The organism is Candidatus Methylacidiphilales bacterium, assembly GCA_033875315.1.
In the GTDB taxonomy this organism is placed as follows: domain Bacteria; phylum Verrucomicrobiota; class Verrucomicrobiia; order Methylacidiphilales; family CAZTYG01; genus JANRJG01.
In genome coordinates this window covers 121833-139264 of record JANRJG010000003.1, presented here as the reverse complement: position 1 = coordinate 139264, position 17432 = coordinate 121833, and the positions used below count along the sequence as shown (strand labels likewise).

The following is a 17432-nucleotide window of genomic DNA, read 5'->3' as shown; positions in this document are numbered from 1 at the left end:
GTGGGAAGTGTGTTATGGTCCGCCCACTCATGCGAACGAACCCTTCTTCCACCGCGGCAGTCATCGGCAGTGGTTTTGGCGGCCTGGCCTCCGCCATCCGCCTCCAAGCCAAAGGTTACCAGACCACGATTTTCGAAATGCGCGACCAGCCCGGGGGACGGGCCTACGTCTACCGCGACAAGGGGTTCACCTACGATGCCGGACCGACGATCATCACCGCGCCCTTCCTCATCGATGAGTTGTTCGAGCTGGCCGGAAAAAAAACCGCGGACTACCTCCGCATGGTGCCCTGTGACCCGTTCTACCGCATCGTCTTCCATGACGGGATGACCTTCAATTACAACGGGGACGAAGAACAGATGCTCCGCGAGGTGGCGCGCATCGCCCCGGACGATGTGGCCGGCTACCAAAAGCTGGTCAAAAAAACGCGGGAAATTTTCCAGAAGGCCTTCATCGAGCTGGCCGACCAGCCCTTCACCCATTTCACCGATATGCTGAAGGTGGCGCCGGACCTGATCCGGCTCCGTTCCGACCAGTCGGTGTATGCCCAGGCGTCGCGCTACGTCAAAAGCGAGCGCCTGCGCCAGATCCTCAGCTTCCATCCCCTCCTGGTCGGAGGTCATCCTTTTGCCAGTTCCTCGATCTACGCCATGATCATGTATCTGGAGCGCAAATGGGGCGTCCATTTTGCCATGGGCGGCACCGGGGCCCTGGTGCGTTCCCTGGTCAAACTCTTCGAGGAAATGGGGGGTACGGTCCGCCTGAATGCCCGGGTGGAGGAAATCGAAATTGAGAACGGAAAAGTCGGTGGGTTGCGTCTCAAGGGCGGGGAGCGGTTCGCCGCCCACACCGTGGTGTCCAACGCCGACGTGGCCAACACCTACCGCAAGCTGGTGGCTCCGGTCCACCGGCGCAAATGGACCGACAAGCGTCTGGCCGGGATGAAATACAGCATGGGGTTGTTCCTCATCTACTTCGGCACCAACCGGACCTACCCCGAACTGGCCCACCACACCATCGTCCTGACCCAACGCTACAAGCCCCTGCTGGATGACATCTTCTACCGCAAGGTCCTGGCCAAGGATTTTTCCCTCTACCTCCATGCCCCGACCCGCACCGATGCCTCGCTGGCCCCGGAGGGACACGAGTGCTTCTACGTGCTTTCCCCGGTGCCACACCTTGACGGACACATCGACTGGGACAACGTCAAGGAGCGCTACGCCGATGCCATCCTGGAGTCGCTTGAAACCCTCATTCCCGATCTTCGGAAACACTTGGTGAGCAAGCTCATCATGACCCCGAAGGATTTCGAGACCGATCTGGATGCCTACAAAGGCTCGGCCTTCCAATTCGAACCGGTGCTCACCCAGAGCGCCTGGTTCCGGCCGCACAACGTCTCGGAGGACGTGAAGGGCCTTTACTTTGCCTGTGCCGGCACCCATCCCGGGGCAGGTTTGCCCGGGGTGTTGTCCTCGGCCAAAGTGTTGGAGCGGGTGATCCCCCGCGCCCCGGCCTGAGCCCGGACACGGGAGATCGACCGCAGGCGCTACTCGAGGAGGTCGCCGTGCCGGAGACTTTCCCGGATGCGGCGGCGCTCGTAGCGGTGGGCGATGCACTTCCTGCTTTTGCCCTCGGAGGGTCGCAGGATGTATTTGTGCGGGGTGGCGAAGGCGGATTGGACCAGCTTGGTCTTGCTCATGGTGAACATACTCCTTTCCTTGACTTGACGGGGCTTAGTTAATCCCAAACCGATGGGATTCTCCAGCCCAAATCCAATCAGCATAGTCCGTGCCGGATTGGATTTGGCACAAGCGATGCCGTCAGGAGCCGCCTTTGGCCAACCGGAAGAATTCGGCAGAAGGCCGCTTGCGCACGTTGTATCTCCGTGCGATAAATGGCCTTGCATGATCATCGAGACGAGCCAAGAGAAAAAAACCCAGAGCCGGTTTGTTTCCAAGCTCAAGCCTTACGTGCAATCATTGGATTCGCGTTGTCTGCCGGTGCGGCGCCAGACGGGTAAAAAAGCGGCCACCCTCGGTGAATTGGTCGCCATGCCGAAGGGGGATGTGACCCATGTATTCAACAACGAGGCCATGCTGGCCATCAGTCATGCCATCGAGGACCTGGCCGGCGAAGTGCGGGAAGGGGAGTTGATTTCCACCTTCCAAAACCTCAAGAATTTCCTGCCCCAGCGCAAACGTTATGTCGGACTTTCACGCGACCTCGATGCCGTACGCGTGTGGGGGAGCGGGATGATTCCGGCCCGTTGTCCGTCGATAGATTTCATCCCCATCTTCCGGCCCGAGCTCGAGCGTTACTGGATCGTCTTGTTTTCCAGTCCGGAACACCATGCCGTGCTGGTCTGCCGCCAGATCAACGAGGCCAAGGATTTTTCCGACAAGGTCTTCGCCGGATTCTACAGCTTCAACCCTTTCCTGACCGAATCAATCCGGCGCCACTTCAACCTGATGAGCTGCGGCTTGGACGGGGTGGTGGCGGCATGGGAGAAAGAATTCCGCCTGCCCAGCATGTCGCTGAAGGAAATCAACAGCCTTCTGGCCGCCAAATCCGAACCCGCCGACGTGGGTTGATCCCGGTCCTCCAGGGGCCTCGATCAGTCGAGGATTTCGACGGACGTGCCCATCGGGAGGTAATCGAAGAAATGCTCCGCCATGTTGTGGGGCAGCCGGATGCATCCGTGGGAGGCCGGGACGCCCGGCACGTAACCGGCGTGCATGCCGATCCCGCCGTCGGTGAGGCGCATGAAGAAGGGCATGGGAGCGGGGGCGTAGGTCAGGCCCGACGGGGCCTTGTCGCCGGCGTCGGCATCTCCCTTGTAGCGGCCATTGGCATCCACCCACGAACCGTACTGGTTGGAATGGTAGTCGCGCTCTTTCTGGCTGATGGTGTATTTGCCCGTGGGAGTCTCGAATCCCGCGCGTCCCGTGGCCACGGGGGATTGGCCGACCAGTTGGTCACCCGCCCAGACTTGGGCGAATTGTTTGTCCCGGTTGATGACCACGCGTGGCTTGCCTTCTCCGCCCCCGATCCAGAAGGCCTGAATCTTGAGGGTGCGGGTGGGAACCCGAAGGGTGTTGGATTTGGCGCTCTTCCGCTTCGGTGTCACCTGCCGGTTGCGCTGGGTGATGTCCGGACCCGCGGTGGGAAAGGGCGACTTCATGACCACGTCCGATTTGCGGTCGGGCAGGGTCACCGGCACGCCGGGTTTGGCCTTGGCCAGGATTTCCTTCTCACGCGAACTCGGTTCGGCGGAGGCACAAGCCAGGCAGAGGGTGGACAACAAGAGGAGCAGGCGGATGGTTTTCATGGGGGAATCAGGTGGCCGGACTCGAAGTAATCCTTCACCCCGGCCTCGAGGGAATACTTGGGCGCGACTTTGAGCATTTTCTGGGTGCGGGACATGTCGGCTTCGGTATGGGGTTGATAGAAAGGATAGGGGTTGTCGATGTATTCCGCTTCGAGTTTCGTGCCCAGGACCCCGTTGAGCACGGTGATCAGGTCGTTGAAGGAACGGGGCTGCCCGCTGCCCGCGTTGAGAATGGTCGATTCCTCGCAGCGCAGGGCGGAGATGGTGTAATTGACAATATCCTTCACATAGACGAAATCGCGCTTTTGCTCGCCGTGTTTGAAGATGCGCGGACGCTGGCCCGCCTTCATCTGCCGGGCCAGGTGGTAGATCATGCTCGCGGGCACACCCTTGTGCGCCTCGCGCGGGCCGTAGACGTTGAAGTAGCGCAGGCCGACTATTTTCCAGTCGGGAAAATTCAGGCTGTTCTGCCGGGCCAGGTTGTCGAGATGCACCTTGGAGAACGCATAGACGTTGGCCGGAGCGGGTTCGTCATCCTCGCGGTTGACCCGCGCGGCAATGCCGTACGTCGCCGCCGATGAGGCATAGACCACCGGGGCCTGGCTTGGCTGGATGTAATGCAACAGTCGGCGGAAGGATTCGACGTTGTCATGCACCTGCAGGGATTGCCGGTGTTCGGTCGTGTCGGTGATGCTGGCCAGATGGAATACCGCATCGAAGTCCGGCCGTCCGAATTGTGCCTGGAAATCCATCCGGGAGAGGTCGGCGGCCACCACGGTGCCCCGGAATCCCTGCAGGTTTTTGAAATCGCCCGACCGGAAGTCGTCGACCACGGTGATCCACGCCTCGGGGAAACGCTCCTGCAGCTCCAGGGTCAGGTTCGACCCGATAAACCCGGCTCCGCCGGTGACCAAAAGGGATTTCATCAAGGGCGAATACTAGACAGGTCGTGGCAGAGGATAAAGCGAAATTGCGCCGCAGGGGGTGGTGGAATCGGGTTACCCTTGATTTCCCCCTGCTTTTCTCTAGAAAGGCATCTTTCCATGAAACCCCGAGCCTCCCTGTTCCCCGCGCTGTTGTCGGTGCTGCTTTTGGCGGCAAACGGCACGTCGTACGCCGAGGAACGCATTTCCGTCGCCCCGCGTCCGGTGGATGCTGGCGAAAGCGGGTTTGGTGAAAACCGGATGTCATTCAGTCTGGCTGCGGGTCCCTTGTTCGATGCCGGCCACAATGAAAATGAGAACATCCTTTCTTCGACCGTGGTGTCCTGGCACTGGCAGTTGGACGACGTCGGCAACCCCGGTTGGCGCCGTGGCAACACGGAGTGGATCACTTCCGCCTACCTCCACCCGGTCTGGGACGGCACCGAAAGCCGGTTTCTCGGCGGCCATTTCGGACCCCGTTACAACTTTGTCCAGGAAGGTTGGCAATGGGTCCCCTACTTGGGCGCGCGCGTAGGCTTCGGTTTTACCGACAGCCGCGACAACACCCTCCTGCCCGGCGCCCAGGGCCAGGACTTTGTCTTCACCTTCACGGTCGAAGCCGGGGCGCGCTACGTGGTCAACGAAACCATCGACCTCTCCTTCGGCGTGCTTTACCAACACTTCTCCAATGCCGGACTCTCGGAGCCTGAACAAATCAATTACGGCCTGGACCTGATCGGCCCCACCGCCGCCGTTCATTTCAAGTTTTGAGTGGAGGTCCCCCCGCCTTCAGGGGCCGGAACGTTTGATGAACATCCTACTCGTCGAGGACGATCCCATCATCGGCAGTGGTGTCAAAGCCATGCTTCACAAACGGGACCATCTGGTGACATGGGAACGGGGTTCGCGCGACATCAAGGCGGCGGATGTGATGGGTCGCTACGATGCGGTCATCATGGACATATCGCTGCCCGGCCGTGACGGGCGGGAAATCGTCCAGTCTTGGCGTTCTGCCGGCGTTCCCACCCCGGTGATTTTTCTCAGCGCCCTCACGGAAGTGGCCGATCGGGTGCGCGGACTACGGGTGGGCGGCGACGATTATCTCACCAAGCCGTTTGCCTTTGAAGAATTGCTGGCCCGTCTGGATGCCCTGGTCCGCCGTGGCGAAATGTCTCCGCCCTCCCCGCCCCGGATCAAGAATTGGAAATTCGACACGGTCAAGCGCCGCATCACCTCATCCGAAGGAACGGCCGAACTCCAGCCTCGTGAATGGGCTTTGCTGGAGGTCCTGATGCAAAACGCGGGAAAAATCATCACCAAGGGCCACCTGTTGGAAAAAGTCTGGGATATCCGTTTCGACCCCGGAACGAACGTGGTCGACGCCATGGTCTGCAAGCTCCGCAACAAACTGGAGGTTTTGGGCGGCCCGGCCCACATCGAAACCGTCCGTGGCAAGGGCTACGTCTTCCACCATGGACCGTGACCCGTTCTCCACCGCCACCCGGATGGGCGTGATGATGTTTCTCGTCGCTTTCGGCGGTATCATCGTCACCCTGCTCCTGGTCGTGGCGGCTTTGGACCGCAACCTGGACATGGTGACGCGGAACTCCGTTCTCGATGACCTGCAGGAATACTCCGCCATCTATTCCGCCGTGAATATCCTCTCCCTCGGGGACATGTTCGGGGCCGGTCGGCACGAAGGGGCCTACGCCCTGCGGATCGAATCCCCGTCTGGGGAAGTCTTGCTGGCCAAAGCCAACAAGCTGGGCCGTGATTGGAGGTGGCCCGTGCTTCCGCCGGGCGAAGATTGGGGTGAGGAAGACATCCATGTTTTCCCTGCCATCCCGCCCCAAAAAGAGAAATGTTACATCGGTCGCTTGAAGTTGTCCGATGGGAACATCGTTTACTACGCCAAGTCCGACCTGGCGGAGCGTCAGATCTTTCGCGACATTGTCCGACAATTCAACTGGGCCGCCTTGATGGGCATTGTCCTGGTCATCCTTCCCATCCTGTGGTTCACCCGTTCGGTGGCACGACCCTTGGAAAAATTCACCGCCGATGCCCGGGCTGCTGCGGGAGGCGGGACAGGGGTCCGCTTGAACGCGCCCGGGGCCGTGCCCGAACTTCGCCGATTCGCCGCCGCATTCAATCTGGGCCTGGACCGCATCGATACCCTGGTCCGCGCTTTGCAATCGGCCAACGACCAGATTGCCCACGAGTTGCGCACCCCGTTGGCCCGTCTCAAAGTCCGGTTGGAAAGCCTGGCGGCCCGTGAGCCCGGCCACGCCGCCGTCTTGGGGGAAGCGGTGGGCGAAATCGACCGCATCACCCGTCTCCTGAAGACCATCCTCGACATCCGCGCGGGCCAAAGCGGCGTCATTGCCCTGAAGCCGGAAACCGTCGATCTCACTGTCATGCTGGCCGACATCGCCGAGTTGTACCGTTCTTCGGCCGAACTTTCCGGGCTCCGGCTCTTTGCCGAGCTGCCCCTGGACGGAGAGCCCGTGCTGGTTTCGATCGACCGGGAGCGGATGTTCCAGGTCGTGGCCAACCTCCTCGACAACGCCCTCAAATACACCCCCAGTCCGGGTTGGGTGCAAGTCGGGTTGCGCCGGATCAAGGACGTCGCAGAAATCACCGTCCGGGACACCGGTCCCGGCCTCCCTGCCGGTCACGACCTTTGGAAACCGTTCCATCGCGGCGACCATACCGACGCCGACATGCCCGGGGTCGGACTGGGCCTCAGCCTGGTCAAAATGATCGTCGAACGCCACGGCGGCATCTGCAAGGCCGCCAACGCCGAACCCCATGGAGCCCTCTTCACCGTGCGCCTCCCGCTGTTCATTACCAAACGATAACGTGACCTTTGGACGGCCGGTCTGGTAAGTAAATGTACACACCAACCAAAGGGTTTTAATAATGAAAAAGCAAACGCTACTCCATATGTTCCAACGTGCCCGACTGGCGATGTTCATCGCCTTGGCCGTTGTCCTCACCCCCGGCCTCCTCCAGGCCAAAGGGATCCGCGACCTCGACCTAGATGGCATTGCCAATGGGGTCGACCCGGATGTCGACAATGACGGCATTCCCAATGGGAATGATAGTAACGTGGATGGGGGCAACTGCATCAGCGGTCCCCTGGCCGGTCGCTACATCGGCGATTTGCTCGACAACTCAAGCGCTGCCGAAAAAGACATTGATGACGATGGCCTGAAAGACGACTCCGCGGCCGAAACCGACATCGATGGTGATGGTCTGGCTGACGATTCCGCCTCCGAAGACGATATTGATGGCGATGGTCTGGATGACGACAGCCTTTCCGAAACCGATTGCGACGGTGATGGCCGATTGGACGACGACAAGAAAGAGTCGGATATCGATGGTGACGGACTGGCCGACAATTCACCTCTGGAAGAAGATATCGATGGCGATGGCCTCGATGATGATGATGCTTCCGAAGACGATTGCGACGGTGATGGCCGTGACGATGACAGCCTTTCCGAAACGGACATCGATGGGGATGGCCTGTCGGATGACGATAACAAAGATTTAGACATCGATGGTGACGGGCTGGCTGACAATTCCGCTTTGGAAGACGACATCGACGGTGACGGTCGCCTGGATGATGACTCTTCCGAAACCGACATCGATGGCGATGGACGTGTGGATGACAGCCTTTTCGAAACCGACTGCGATGGCGACGGTTTGTCGGATGACGACAAGAACGAGTTCGACATTGATGGAGACGGTCTGAATGACGATTCCCTCTCTGAAGACGACATCGACGGCGATGGCCTGGACGATGATTCCTCTTCCGAAACCGACATTGATGGGGACGGACGGAATGATGACAGCCTTTTGGAAACCGACATTGACGGTGATGGTTTGGCTGATGACAGCCTTGCTGAAACCGACTGCGATGGTGACGGCCTGGATGACGACGATTCCTCCGAAACTGACTGCGATGGTGACGGTCTGGACGACGATGATTCCTCCGAAACCGATATCGATGGCGATGGACGCCCCGATGACAGTGACAGCGACTGTGATGGCGATGGTTTGTCGAACAGCGACGACGATGATGACGACGGCGACGACGTCGACGACGACAGCGATGACGATGACGACGGAGACGGAGTTGATGACGTCGACGAGGATTGAAATCAACGGTTGATCAAGTTGTCCTGAAGGGCAGTATTGATTGATGCATCGGTCCGCCAGCCACCAAGGCCAGCGGACCGATGTTTTTTTAACGGCGAGAACTTCTTCGATGTGGCCGGGCTTCTTGTATCGCGGTTTCGTGATTGAGGCAGAAAAACCTGCTGGGATACTGTTCAGAGGAGGATGGAGATGAAAGTACGTGTATGGCTGGGGGTATTCTGGCTGGTATCGCTCGGTTTGGCCTATTGGTCAGGACGCGGAATGCGCATGGAACCTTCTGCCTTTGACCGAAGTGCCGCTCCCGCCTTCTTCCCCAAGGGACGTGTGGAGAGCAGGGGACCTGAAGGCAACGCGGGGCCTTCCTCGCGAGGGGATGGGTTGGGGACAGGATCCGATGATTGGGCCAAAGTGCTGGCGGAATGGAACCCGTCGCGGCGGCGGGAAGGACTCAAGGCCCTGGCCCGGCAAATGGCCCAGGCAGATCCAACCGCGGCCTGGGAAAAAGGCCTTTCGATATCCGGTTTGGCGGACCGGCAGGTGTTTTGCGAGACCGTGCTTGATGTCTGGGCCCAACGCTCGCCGGAGGAAGCTTTGAAAAGCGCCCAAGCCCTGCCGGCAGGAGAATTGCAGGCCTCCTGTCTTCACTCCGTCATGCGGGTTTGGGCACAAAAGGCTCCTTTGGCCGCAATCGAGTATGCCACTCAAAGCCTCACGGGCAGTGGACGCCAGATGGCGGTTTCGGCCATCGCCTCCGAGTGGGCCCAGCAAGATCCTGCCGCGGCGGCCACATGGGCACAGAAAAACAGCCAAACCTCGTCAGGACTTCAGGCCGTCCGCGCCGTCATGGATTATTGGGGCCAGATCGATCCCGCCGCGGGGGCGAATTGGGCCGCTTCCCTGCCCAAGGGGGATTTCCAGGAGACGGCCCTGCAATCCCTGCTCATACAGTGGACCGACCAATACCCGGAGGAAGCCGCCACTTGGATCACCGGCAAGCCGGAGATGCTGGACATGGTCGATCTGGTGGCTTCGAATTGGTCGAAGTCCGACCCTAAAGCAACGTTGCAATGGCTGGAAAAGCTGCCAACGGGAAAGCAACGATCAGAAGCGCAACAGGTGGCTCTGGCCACTTGGGCGGCCGCTGCGCCCACCCAAGCCCTCGATTGGGTGGCGCGACAGGGCGGAAGCGCGAACCAGGCCCTCACGGAACAGGTCCTCTCCACGTGGGCCGTTGAAGATCCTCAGGAAGCCTATCGCTGGGCCAGTTCCCGCCCTGGGGCTGCGAGCTTCGTGCCCAAGGTCTTGGAGCAATGGTCTTCCAGCCACCCCACCGCTTTCCTATCATGGGCGGACGCCCAGCCTGCTTCTGCGAGGACGGATGACTTTCAGCGTCTCAGGGCCCTGGCCCAAGCCCAGGACTCCCCGCAGCGGGCGGTCACCCTGGCTGCCGCCATCAAAGATCCCGACGTGCGCGCCCTGAGTCTGGAGCAGGTTCTGGGGCTTTGGGAAGATGCCGACCCCAAGGCTGCGGCCGATTGGAAAGCCAAAAACCCGTCCTTGCTATCCCCCTGAAACCTCGCCCTTTGATTGATCGTTTGCTTACCGGCTCCCGATCGTCAATCAAAGACAAAGCGAAGTCACCATCCGGGCCTTGCTGGATCAGCGAGTGGCCGCGCCCTTGGCCGCTTCCTTGGCCTCACGGATCATCAAGTCCAGCTCGGCCTCGAGGTATTCCTGCGCGATCATTCCCGTGTGTTTGTTCATGATCATCCCCGAGGGGTTGATCAGGAAGGTGCTCGGAATGGCTTCGATGCCCCCGAATTCGCGGTGGAAATTCGAGGGGGCCACCAATACCGGGTAGTTGAAGGGCGTTTGGGAGGCGAAGGCCTTCATGTCCGCTCCGCCCGCCTCTTCCAAGGCCAGACCGATCACCTGCACGTTCTTTTCCCGGTAAGCCTCCTGGATGGCGCACAATTGGCGGATCTCCCGTGCGCTCGAGGGTGACCACGAGGCGCAGAAGTGGATGACCAGGATCTTCCCTTTGAAACTGTCGCTGGAAACAGGGTTGCCGGCCAGATCGGGAAGGGTGAAGGAAGGGGCTGCGGTCGGGGTGATGTTGCGCGCCGGGGGCTCCACTTTGGTGGTGCACGCCGCCAAGAGCCCGGAGGCCAGAAGCACCATCATGCCCCGTGGAAAACTTGGAATGCCTGAAGAACCCATACCGATTCTCCGAGCGTAAGCGATCCGCCGCGCCTTGGGAAGTCCTTGTTCACTCCACGTCCACCGGGGCTTGCCTCCGGACCGAGCTTGCGGGATGATTCCCGCCATGTCCGCCGCTCCGAAATCACCCTCCCCCCACCGTCAATACTCCGGCCCCATGCTGGATGGCCCCGAACGCGCCCCCAGCCGCGCCATGCTCTACCCCGTTGGTTTCAAGCCGGAGGACTTCCAGAAATCCCAGGTCGGCATCGCCTCCACCTGGAGCATGGTCACCCCTTGCAACATGCATATCGACCAACTGGCCCACGAAGCCGCCCGCGGCGCGGACACCGCCGGGGGCAAGGCCGTCATCTTCAATACCATCACCATCTCCGACGGCATCTCCATGGGCACCGAGGGCATGAAATACTCCCTCGTCTCCCGCGAGGTGATCGCCGACTCGATCGAAACCGTCATGGGCTGCGAGAACATGGACGGCCTCGTCGCCATCGGCGGCTGTGACAAGAACATGCCCGGCTGCGTCATTGCCATGGCCCGTCTCAACCGTCCCTCCGTCTTTGTTTACGGTGGCACCATCCTCCCTGGGTGCCTCAATGGCACCAACGTCGACATCGTCTCGGTCTTCGAGGCGGTGGGCAAACACGCCAACGGCCAGATCGATGACCAGGGCCTGCACGAGGTCGAGTCCTGTGCCATCCCCGGGCCCGGTTCCTGCGGCGGGATGTACACCGCCAACACCATGGCCAGCGCCATCGAGGCCATGGGCCTGTCCCTGCCCAACAGCTCCGCCCAGGCCGCCGTATCCCAGGCCAAGAAAGACGACGCCCGCAACGCCGGGGCCGCCGTCCTCAACCTGATCAAGCTCGGCATCCGGCCGCGCGACATCATGACGCGCAAGGCCTTCGAAAACGCCATCACGGTCATCATGGCCCTCGGTGGTTCCACCAACGCTGTCCTCCACCTCCTGGCCATGGCCTCCGCTGCCGGGGTCAAACTCTCCATCGATGACTTCACCCGCATCGGCAAGGAGACCCCGGTCCTGGCCGACCTCAAGCCCTCCGGCAAGCACATGATGTCCGAATTGGTCGCCATCGGCGGGATCGTTCCCCTGATGAAGCGGCTCTTGGAGGCCGGGTTGCTCCACGGCGACTGCCTGACGGTGACTGGCAAGACATTAAAAGAAAATCTCCGGAATGCCCCGGATTATCCCGCCGACCAGACCATCATCCGCCCCCTCGACAACCCGATCAAAAAAGACGGCCACCTGGTCATCCTCTACGGCAACCTCGCCCCGGGTGGCGGTGTGGCCAAGATCTCCGGGAAAGAGGGACTCTCCTTCACCGGCAAAGCCCGGGTCTACAACTCCGAGCCCGACGCCATGAAGGCCATCCTCGACGGCAAGATCAAGAAGGGTGACGTCATCGTCATCCGTTATGAGGGCCCCAAGGGCGGCCCCGGCATGCGCGAGATGTTGTCGCCCACCTCGGCCATCATGGGAAGGGGCTTGGGCAAGGAAGTGGCCCTCATCACCGACGGCCGCTTCTCGGGCGGGACCCATGGATTCGTGGTCGGCCACATCACGCCCGAGGCCTTCTGCGGAGGCCCGTTGGCCCTGGTCAAAACCGGTGACACCATCACCATCGATGCCCAGAAACGGCGTTTGGATGTGGCGGTCAGCGCGGCCGAGTTGAAGCGCCGTGCCAAAGCGTGGAAGAAGCCCAAGCCGCGCTACACCCGCGGCGTCCTGGCCAAATTCGCCCACCTCTGCACTTCCGCCTCCGAGGGCGCGGTCACCGACGGTGATTTGAAATGGTGAGGTATCCCGGGTCGGCGTGACGGGGGTGCCGGACCCGGCTCCCCCGGAGGTCCCGGCCTACTTCAAGCCCTGCTCCCACTGGGCCTTTTCGTCGAATTCGTAACCCAATGGATCGGCCGCCGGATCCATTTCCGCTTTGGCCAGTCCGGGGGCGGTCATGACCAGAAGGATCCGGGATACGTCCTTGAAAACGAGATCTTTGGGGGGAGTGAAATGGAATTCCATGTCGGTTTTCTCGGGCAGTGCGGCGGGCGTTTTGAATCCGGTGATGCGCCCTGATTTGCTTTGTTCAAAATAGCTCGTCACATTCGGGCTGGTGCCCAGGAGTTTCTTGGAGTTGTCATAATAGTAGACCTTCATCAATTGAAGTTTGGGGATGGGGTCCCGGCATTCCAGGCGCACCAGGACGGTGGGCAGTCCGTCTGCCCACACATTTTGCTCCTGGTTGTAGCGGTAGCCGTGTTCTTGGAATTCAAGTTTCTTGATTTTGATGTCCGAAGCTTTTTTTGCCCAGGTGGAGCCGGGGATTGCAAAAAGGACAAGACAGCAGACGGCCCCGAGGAAGAACGGATGGTTCATAGCGGCTGCGTAGAATAAACCTCCGGATGCGTCAACGATCGAATCCGGGGTGCCCTCCGCCGGGAGACGGCCGTCGGGTTGTCGGGATCAATCTGCAGAGAGATGGGGGGGCGCCTGAAAATCAGGAAAAAATCCCATGGATGCGGCGCAGGGTGGCGACCAGCACATCGACTTCTTCCCGGGTGTTGTAGAGGTAGAAGCTGGCGCGGGCGGAGGCGGGGATGCCGAGTTTGTGGTGCAGGGGTTCGGTGCAGTGGTGGCCGCCGCGGAGGGCGATCCCGAATTGGTTCGCGGTGGTGACGACATCGGCCGCGTGGACGCCGTCCATGGTAAAGGTGACCAGGCCGCTCCGGTCCTGCGGGCCGGGCCCGAGAATGCGGAGAAAACCAAGGGCGGCCATCTGTTCGTGGGCGTAGGCGGCGAGCGCGCGGTCATGGGCGAAGATGTCGGCCAGGCCCACCCCATCGAGGTAATCGAGGGCGGCGGCCAGCCCGATGGCGTCGGCGATGTTGGGGGTGCCGGCCTCGAATTTTTGCGGGGCGGCCTTGTAAGTGCTGCCCTCGTAACGGACGGTCGATATCATTTCGCCGCCGCCCTGGTAGGGAGGCAGGCTGTCGAGGGCCTCGAAACGGCCGTAAAGTACGCCGATGCCGGTGGGGCCGGCGCATTTGTGGCCGGAGAAGGCGAGGAAGTCGCAGCCAAGATTCTGGACGTCGATTTTTTCGTGGCCGGCGCTTTGGGCGGCATCGACGAAGGTGAGGGCGCCGGCGGCGCGGGCGCGTTGGCAGAGTTCTTTCACCGGATTGATGACGCCGAGGGTGTTGGAAATATGGGTGAAGGCGAAGATCCTGGTTTTGCAGCTGAGCAGGGAGTCGAGCCCGGAGAGGTCGAGGGCGCTGCCATGCTCCGTGACAGGGACGTAGCGCAGGGTGGCACCGGACCGCTCGGCGGCCATTTGCCAGGGGACGAGGTTGCTGTGGTGCTCCATTTCAGTCAGGAGGATTTCGTCGCCCGGCCGGAGGCGGGCGGCGAGGCCGTGGGCCACGAGGTTGACGGCCTCGGTGGTGCCACGGGTGAAGACGATTTCCTCGGGGGAGGCGGCATGGAGGTAACGGGCGACGCGGGCGCGGGCGTTTTCGTAGGCGGTGGTGGCGCGGTTGCTCAGTTCGTGCAGGCCGCGGTGGACGTTGGCGTTGTCCTTTTCGTAATAGTGGGTGAGGACGTCGAGTACGGGGCGGGGCTTCTGGGTGGTGGCGCCGTTGTCGAGGTAGACCAGGGGATGGCCGTTGACCTTTTGCTGGAGGGCGGGAAAGTCGGCACGCAGGGCGGCGGGATCGAACATGCGGACAATCTACCGCCAAGCGAGGATGGTGCGCGAAGAAAAAACAGGGTTGGGAACCGGCTCCTTTTGCGCATGATGGCGGGCATGGCAGGATTCTTATGGGTGGGTTTGGGGAGTGCGTGCGGAGGCATGGCGCGTTATGCGCTTTCCCTTTGGGCGGCGGCGCGATGGGGTGAGGCCTTCCCCTGGGGGACCCTGGCGGTCAATACCAGTGGGTGTCTGGCGATGGGGTTTCTGGCGGTGGCGCTTGGGCCCGAGGGCCGCTGGCGCGAGTTGGTGCTGGTCGGCTTTCTGGGGGGATACACGACCTTTTCCGCTTTCAGTTTGCAGAGCCTGAACCTGATGAGGGCAGGGGACTGGACGGGGTTCGCGCTGAATGTGACGGGATCGGTGGTGCTCTGTCTGGCCGCCGTGGTGGCGGGCTATGGCGCGGGCCGCTTCTGTTTCCCGGGCAGGTAGGAGGGTCGGTTTTCACCCGGGATCCCGGTCAGCATCCTTGCGCCGCGCGGCAGGGTGGCTTAACTTGCGCCCCATGTCCGCCTTATCCGATGAGCCCGGCAAATTCACCCAGCGTGCGATTCTCGTGGTGGCGGTCGTGGGCGGGCTTCTCAGCGTGGCCAGTATTTATTCCGGCTACCGCAAAATCCAACAGGCGGCCCAGAGCCGCCAGGCCGCCACCCCTTCACTGGAAACACTGGTGCGACCCGCCCCGGACTTCCGGTTGACCGACCAGGAAGGAAGGCCGGTGTCGCTGGCCGATCTCCGGGGCCGGGTATGGGCGGCGTCCTTTGTCTTCACGCACTGCCAGGGTCCCTGTCCCATGATCACCGGGCACATGGCCGAACTCCAGTCGAAGACGGCCGATCTCCCCGATGTGCGCCTGGTGTCGTTTTCGATCGATCCCGTGAGAGACACCCCGGAAGTGCTCCGGCGCTACGGGGCGCGGTTCAAGGCTGACGGCAACCGGTGGCAATTCCTCACCGGCCCCGAGGACGAAATGAAACGGGTGGTGCAGGGGGGATTTTTGACCGCATGGCAGCCGGTGCCAGACAGCGACCAGGTGATCCACGGCACCATGGTGGCGCTGGTGGACCGGAAAGGCATGATCCGCGGGTTCCTTTCCGGCACCGACCCGGGATTGGCTGCGCGGGCCGCGGAACGTTTGCGCCAACTCCACCAAGAAAAACCATGACCTACACCGACCTACCCCTCGTCAACGCCACCCTGAACACCGTGACCACGGTCCTGTTGGTTTCGGGCTACATCCAAATCAAGCGCGGGCGGCAGCAGGCGCACGGGTTGCTGATGGCCGCGGCGTTTGTGACCTCGACCTTGTTTCTGGTGTGTTACCTCCTGCACAAATTCACCGTCGGCCCGACGCGGTTTACCGGGGAGGGCTGGATCCGCCCGGTTTACTTCACCCTGCTGCTCACCCATACCGTGCTTGCGGTGGTGAACCTGCCGCTGATCCTGCGCACCCTCTATCTTTCGGCCAAGGGGCGCTACGAGGAACACAAGCGCCTGGCCCGATGGACCTTCCCGGTCTGGATGTATGTTTCGGTGACCGGGGTGTTGGTCTACCTCTTTCTCTACCAGTGGTTCCCGGTGCGCTGATCCGGGGAGGGGCACGGCAGGGTCAGGATTTTCTGCCGGTCCAAGCCTCGTAATCGAGCAGGCGACGGGCATCCGAAGCGGTGGCCGGGCGGTCCTCGGGGCGGTAGGCCATCAGGCTCATGATCCAATCGCAAAAGGGGGCACGGAAATCCGGCCGGACATCGCCGAGGTGGCGGGTGCGGTGCTGGAGGTGGTTCTGGATGACTTCGGCCAGGGTGGCCCCATCGAAGGGCATGAAGCCGCTGGCGGCGAAGTAAAAGACGCAACCCAGCGCGTAAAGGTCCGTGCGGTGGTCGATCGGTTCCTTCATCAACTGCTCGGGCGCCATGGTGTGCACCGATCCGCTGATGTTCCCGGCTGCGTCGGCCGTTTGCAAACCCGGGGCGGTGGCGAACTTGGCCAGGCCGAAGTCGAGGAGCTTGGCGTGGAGGTAGCCCCCGGCCAGTTCCGAAATCATGATGTTGGAGGGCTTGAGATCGCGGTGGAGGAAACCGAGCGAATGGGCGGCGATCAGGCCTTGGAGGCACTGACGGGCCAGATCCGACAATTCGCTTTCGTTGAGGCGCGGGCGGTTTTTGACGAAGTCATCCAGGCCCGCTCCCTTGATCAATTCCATGACGATGTAGGGGCCCTCCGCGTCCTGGCCGCAGTCGAAGATCTGGACGATGTTGGGATGTTGGAGGGAGGCAAGGGTGAGGGCCTCCTTGAAAATGGCGTGGGTGCCCCGGTTGCCGAGCCCGCCGCGCGGCTTGAGCCGCTTGAGGGCGACGTTGCGGTTGAGTTCGATGTCGCGGGCCAGATAAACCGTGCCCATGCCGCCCTCGCCGATGGGTTGGGCCTGTTCGACGAGGTAGCGGCGTGGTTTGGCCGCGCGGAGTTTGCGGCTTTCCTGCACGGCCCGCCGGACGGATTCCAGCAACATCGGGGGTGAGACGGGTTTTTCCAGGAAGTCGTAGATTCCCCCGCGCAGGCTGGCTTTCACCACCTCCTTGTCGTCCTCGGAGGTGAGGAGGAGGACCTTCAGGGTTTCATCCTGCCGGATGATCCAACGGGCGAATTCGATCCCATTGGTTCCGGGCATCAGGTAATCGGTCACCACGCAGTCGAAGTGATTGCCGGTTTGTCGGAGGATGTATTGTTGGCCCTTGTCCGGAGTGCTGGTGGTGACGACCTGGTACCCGGCGTCCATCAGGCTCTCGGCCACGATTTCGCGGATCAGGATGTCGTCGTCGACCACCAGGATACGCCCGGAATCCTCACGTTCGGGGGCTTGGGGACCCGAGCCGGTGGTGCGAGTTTCCGGCAAGGCCGGAATGGCGCGTGTTTCCAACGGCGCCATGGAAATGGTCCGGGTATCCCGGTCGTGGGGGTGGGGTCGGATCGACACAACTGCCCATCCTAGTTCACCCCGCGCTAGGGAACAACCCGAATGGGTTGCGCCATGGCAAT

18 protein-coding genes are annotated in these 17432 nt (G+C 61.5%); 11 read left to right on the top strand and 7 right to left on the bottom strand.

Annotation, left to right across the window (positions count from 1 at the left end; translation table 11 throughout):
• Nucleotides 1-29 precede the first annotated feature (29 nt).
• The gene (locus SFU85_00645; GenBank protein MDX6765278.1) at nucleotides 30-1517 is read left to right on the top strand and encodes a phytoene desaturase; all 1488 of its coding nucleotides are present in this window, start codon (nucleotides 30-32) and stop codon (nucleotides 1515-1517) included.
• Between the two features lie 29 nt (nucleotides 1518-1546).
• Here the strand turns inward: SFU85_00645 and SFU85_00640 are convergent, their stop codons facing one another.
• Nucleotides 1547-1699 carry a hypothetical protein gene (locus SFU85_00640; GenBank protein ID MDX6765277.1) on the bottom strand — a complete coding sequence of 51 codons (153 nt, stop codon included), beginning with the start codon at nucleotides 1697-1699 and terminating at the stop codon, nucleotides 1547-1549.
• Nucleotides 1700-1904: 205 nt separating this feature from the next.
• Here SFU85_00640 and SFU85_00635 point away from each other — a divergent pair, with 205 nt between their 5' ends.
• On the top strand, nucleotides 1905-2591 hold the full coding sequence (locus tag SFU85_00635; GenBank protein ID MDX6765276.1) for a DICT sensory domain-containing protein: 687 nt from the start codon (nucleotides 1905-1907) through the stop codon (nucleotides 2589-2591).
• Between the two features lie 23 nt (nucleotides 2592-2614).
• Here SFU85_00635 and SFU85_00630 read toward each other — a convergent pair whose 3' ends face one another.
• Both SFU85_00630 and rfaD read right to left on the bottom strand, forming a co-directional pair.
• Nucleotides 2615-3328 (bottom strand): L,D-transpeptidase family protein, encoded by a 714-nt coding sequence (locus SFU85_00630; GenBank protein MDX6765275.1) that lies wholly within the window; start codon nucleotides 3326-3328, stop codon nucleotides 2615-2617.
• The gene (gene rfaD / locus SFU85_00625; protein ID MDX6765274.1) at nucleotides 3325-4254 is read right to left on the bottom strand and encodes an ADP-glyceromanno-heptose 6-epimerase; all 930 of its coding nucleotides are present in this window, start codon (nucleotides 4252-4254) and stop codon (nucleotides 3325-3327) included. The genes SFU85_00630 and rfaD overlap by 4 nt, the downstream gene beginning before the upstream one ends.
• Nucleotides 4255-4371: 117 nt before the next feature.
• Here rfaD and SFU85_00620 point away from each other — a divergent pair, with 117 nt between their 5' ends.
• From SFU85_00620 to SFU85_00600, 5 genes are all read left to right on the top strand, one after another.
• The gene (locus SFU85_00620; protein MDX6765273.1) at nucleotides 4372-5022 is read left to right on the top strand and encodes an acyloxyacyl hydrolase; all 651 of its coding nucleotides are present in this window, start codon (nucleotides 4372-4374) and stop codon (nucleotides 5020-5022) included.
• A 37-nt stretch (nucleotides 5023-5059) separates the two neighbouring features.
• Nucleotides 5060-5734: a response regulator transcription factor gene (locus tag SFU85_00615; GenBank protein MDX6765272.1), complete on the top strand. Its 675-nt coding sequence runs from the start codon at nucleotides 5060-5062 to the stop codon at nucleotides 5732-5734.
• Complete coding sequence (locus SFU85_00610) at nucleotides 5724-7109, top strand: HAMP domain-containing sensor histidine kinase (protein MDX6765271.1); 1386 nt, start codon at nucleotides 5724-5726, stop codon at nucleotides 7107-7109. Before SFU85_00615 ends, SFU85_00610 begins: the two co-directional genes overlap by 11 nt.
• A gap of 61 nt (nucleotides 7110-7170) precedes the next feature.
• Entirely contained in the window at nucleotides 7171-8412 is a 1242-nt protein-coding gene (locus tag SFU85_00605) for a hypothetical protein (GenBank protein ID MDX6765270.1), read from the top strand.
• 189 nt (nucleotides 8413-8601) lie between these two features.
• Nucleotides 8602-9984 (top strand): hypothetical protein, encoded by a 1383-nt coding sequence (locus tag SFU85_00600; GenBank protein ID MDX6765269.1) that lies wholly within the window; start codon nucleotides 8602-8604, stop codon nucleotides 9982-9984.
• A gap of 87 nt (nucleotides 9985-10071) precedes the next feature.
• On the opposite strand, the gene SFU85_00595 is transcribed toward SFU85_00600, so the two are convergent.
• Complete coding sequence (locus SFU85_00595; GenBank protein MDX6765268.1) at nucleotides 10072-10596, bottom strand: TlpA disulfide reductase family protein; 525 nt, start codon at nucleotides 10594-10596, stop codon at nucleotides 10072-10074.
• A gap of 142 nt (nucleotides 10597-10738) precedes the next feature.
• On the opposite strand from SFU85_00595, the gene ilvD reads away from it, so the two are divergent.
• Complete coding sequence (ilvD, locus tag SFU85_00590) at nucleotides 10739-12448, top strand: dihydroxy-acid dehydratase (protein ID MDX6765267.1); 1710 nt, start codon at nucleotides 10739-10741, stop codon at nucleotides 12446-12448.
• A gap of 57 nt (nucleotides 12449-12505) precedes the next feature.
• Here ilvD and SFU85_00585 read toward each other — a convergent pair whose 3' ends face one another.
• Nucleotides 12506-13027 (bottom strand): hypothetical protein, encoded by a 522-nt coding sequence (locus SFU85_00585; GenBank protein ID MDX6765266.1) that lies wholly within the window; start codon nucleotides 13025-13027, stop codon nucleotides 12506-12508.
• Nucleotides 13028-13148: 121 nt separating this feature from the next.
• A complete protein-coding gene (locus SFU85_00580; GenBank protein ID MDX6765265.1) occupies nucleotides 13149-14369 on the bottom strand; it encodes a SufS family cysteine desulfurase in 1221 nt (406 codons plus the stop codon).
• Between the two features lie 84 nt (nucleotides 14370-14453).
• Here SFU85_00580 and crcB point away from each other — a divergent pair, with 84 nt between their 5' ends.
• From crcB to SFU85_00565, 3 genes are all read left to right on the top strand, one after another.
• Nucleotides 14454-14828, top strand: a complete 375-nt coding sequence (gene crcB / locus SFU85_00575) for a fluoride efflux transporter CrcB (GenBank protein ID MDX6765264.1) — start codon at nucleotides 14454-14456, stop codon at nucleotides 14826-14828.
• 73 nt (nucleotides 14829-14901) lie between these two features.
• Nucleotides 14902-15561 (top strand): SCO family protein, encoded by a 660-nt coding sequence (locus SFU85_00570; GenBank protein MDX6765263.1) that lies wholly within the window; start codon nucleotides 14902-14904, stop codon nucleotides 15559-15561.
• Complete coding sequence (locus SFU85_00565; protein MDX6765262.1) at nucleotides 15558-15983, top strand: DUF420 domain-containing protein; 426 nt, start codon at nucleotides 15558-15560, stop codon at nucleotides 15981-15983. The genes SFU85_00570 and SFU85_00565 overlap by 4 nt, the downstream gene beginning before the upstream one ends.
• Nucleotides 15984-16005: 22 nt before the next feature.
• On the opposite strand, the gene SFU85_00560 is transcribed toward SFU85_00565, so the two are convergent.
• Complete coding sequence (locus SFU85_00560) at nucleotides 16006-17370, bottom strand: protein kinase (GenBank protein MDX6765261.1); 1365 nt, start codon at nucleotides 17368-17370, stop codon at nucleotides 16006-16008.
• Between the last annotated feature and the right edge of the window lie 62 nt (nucleotides 17371-17432).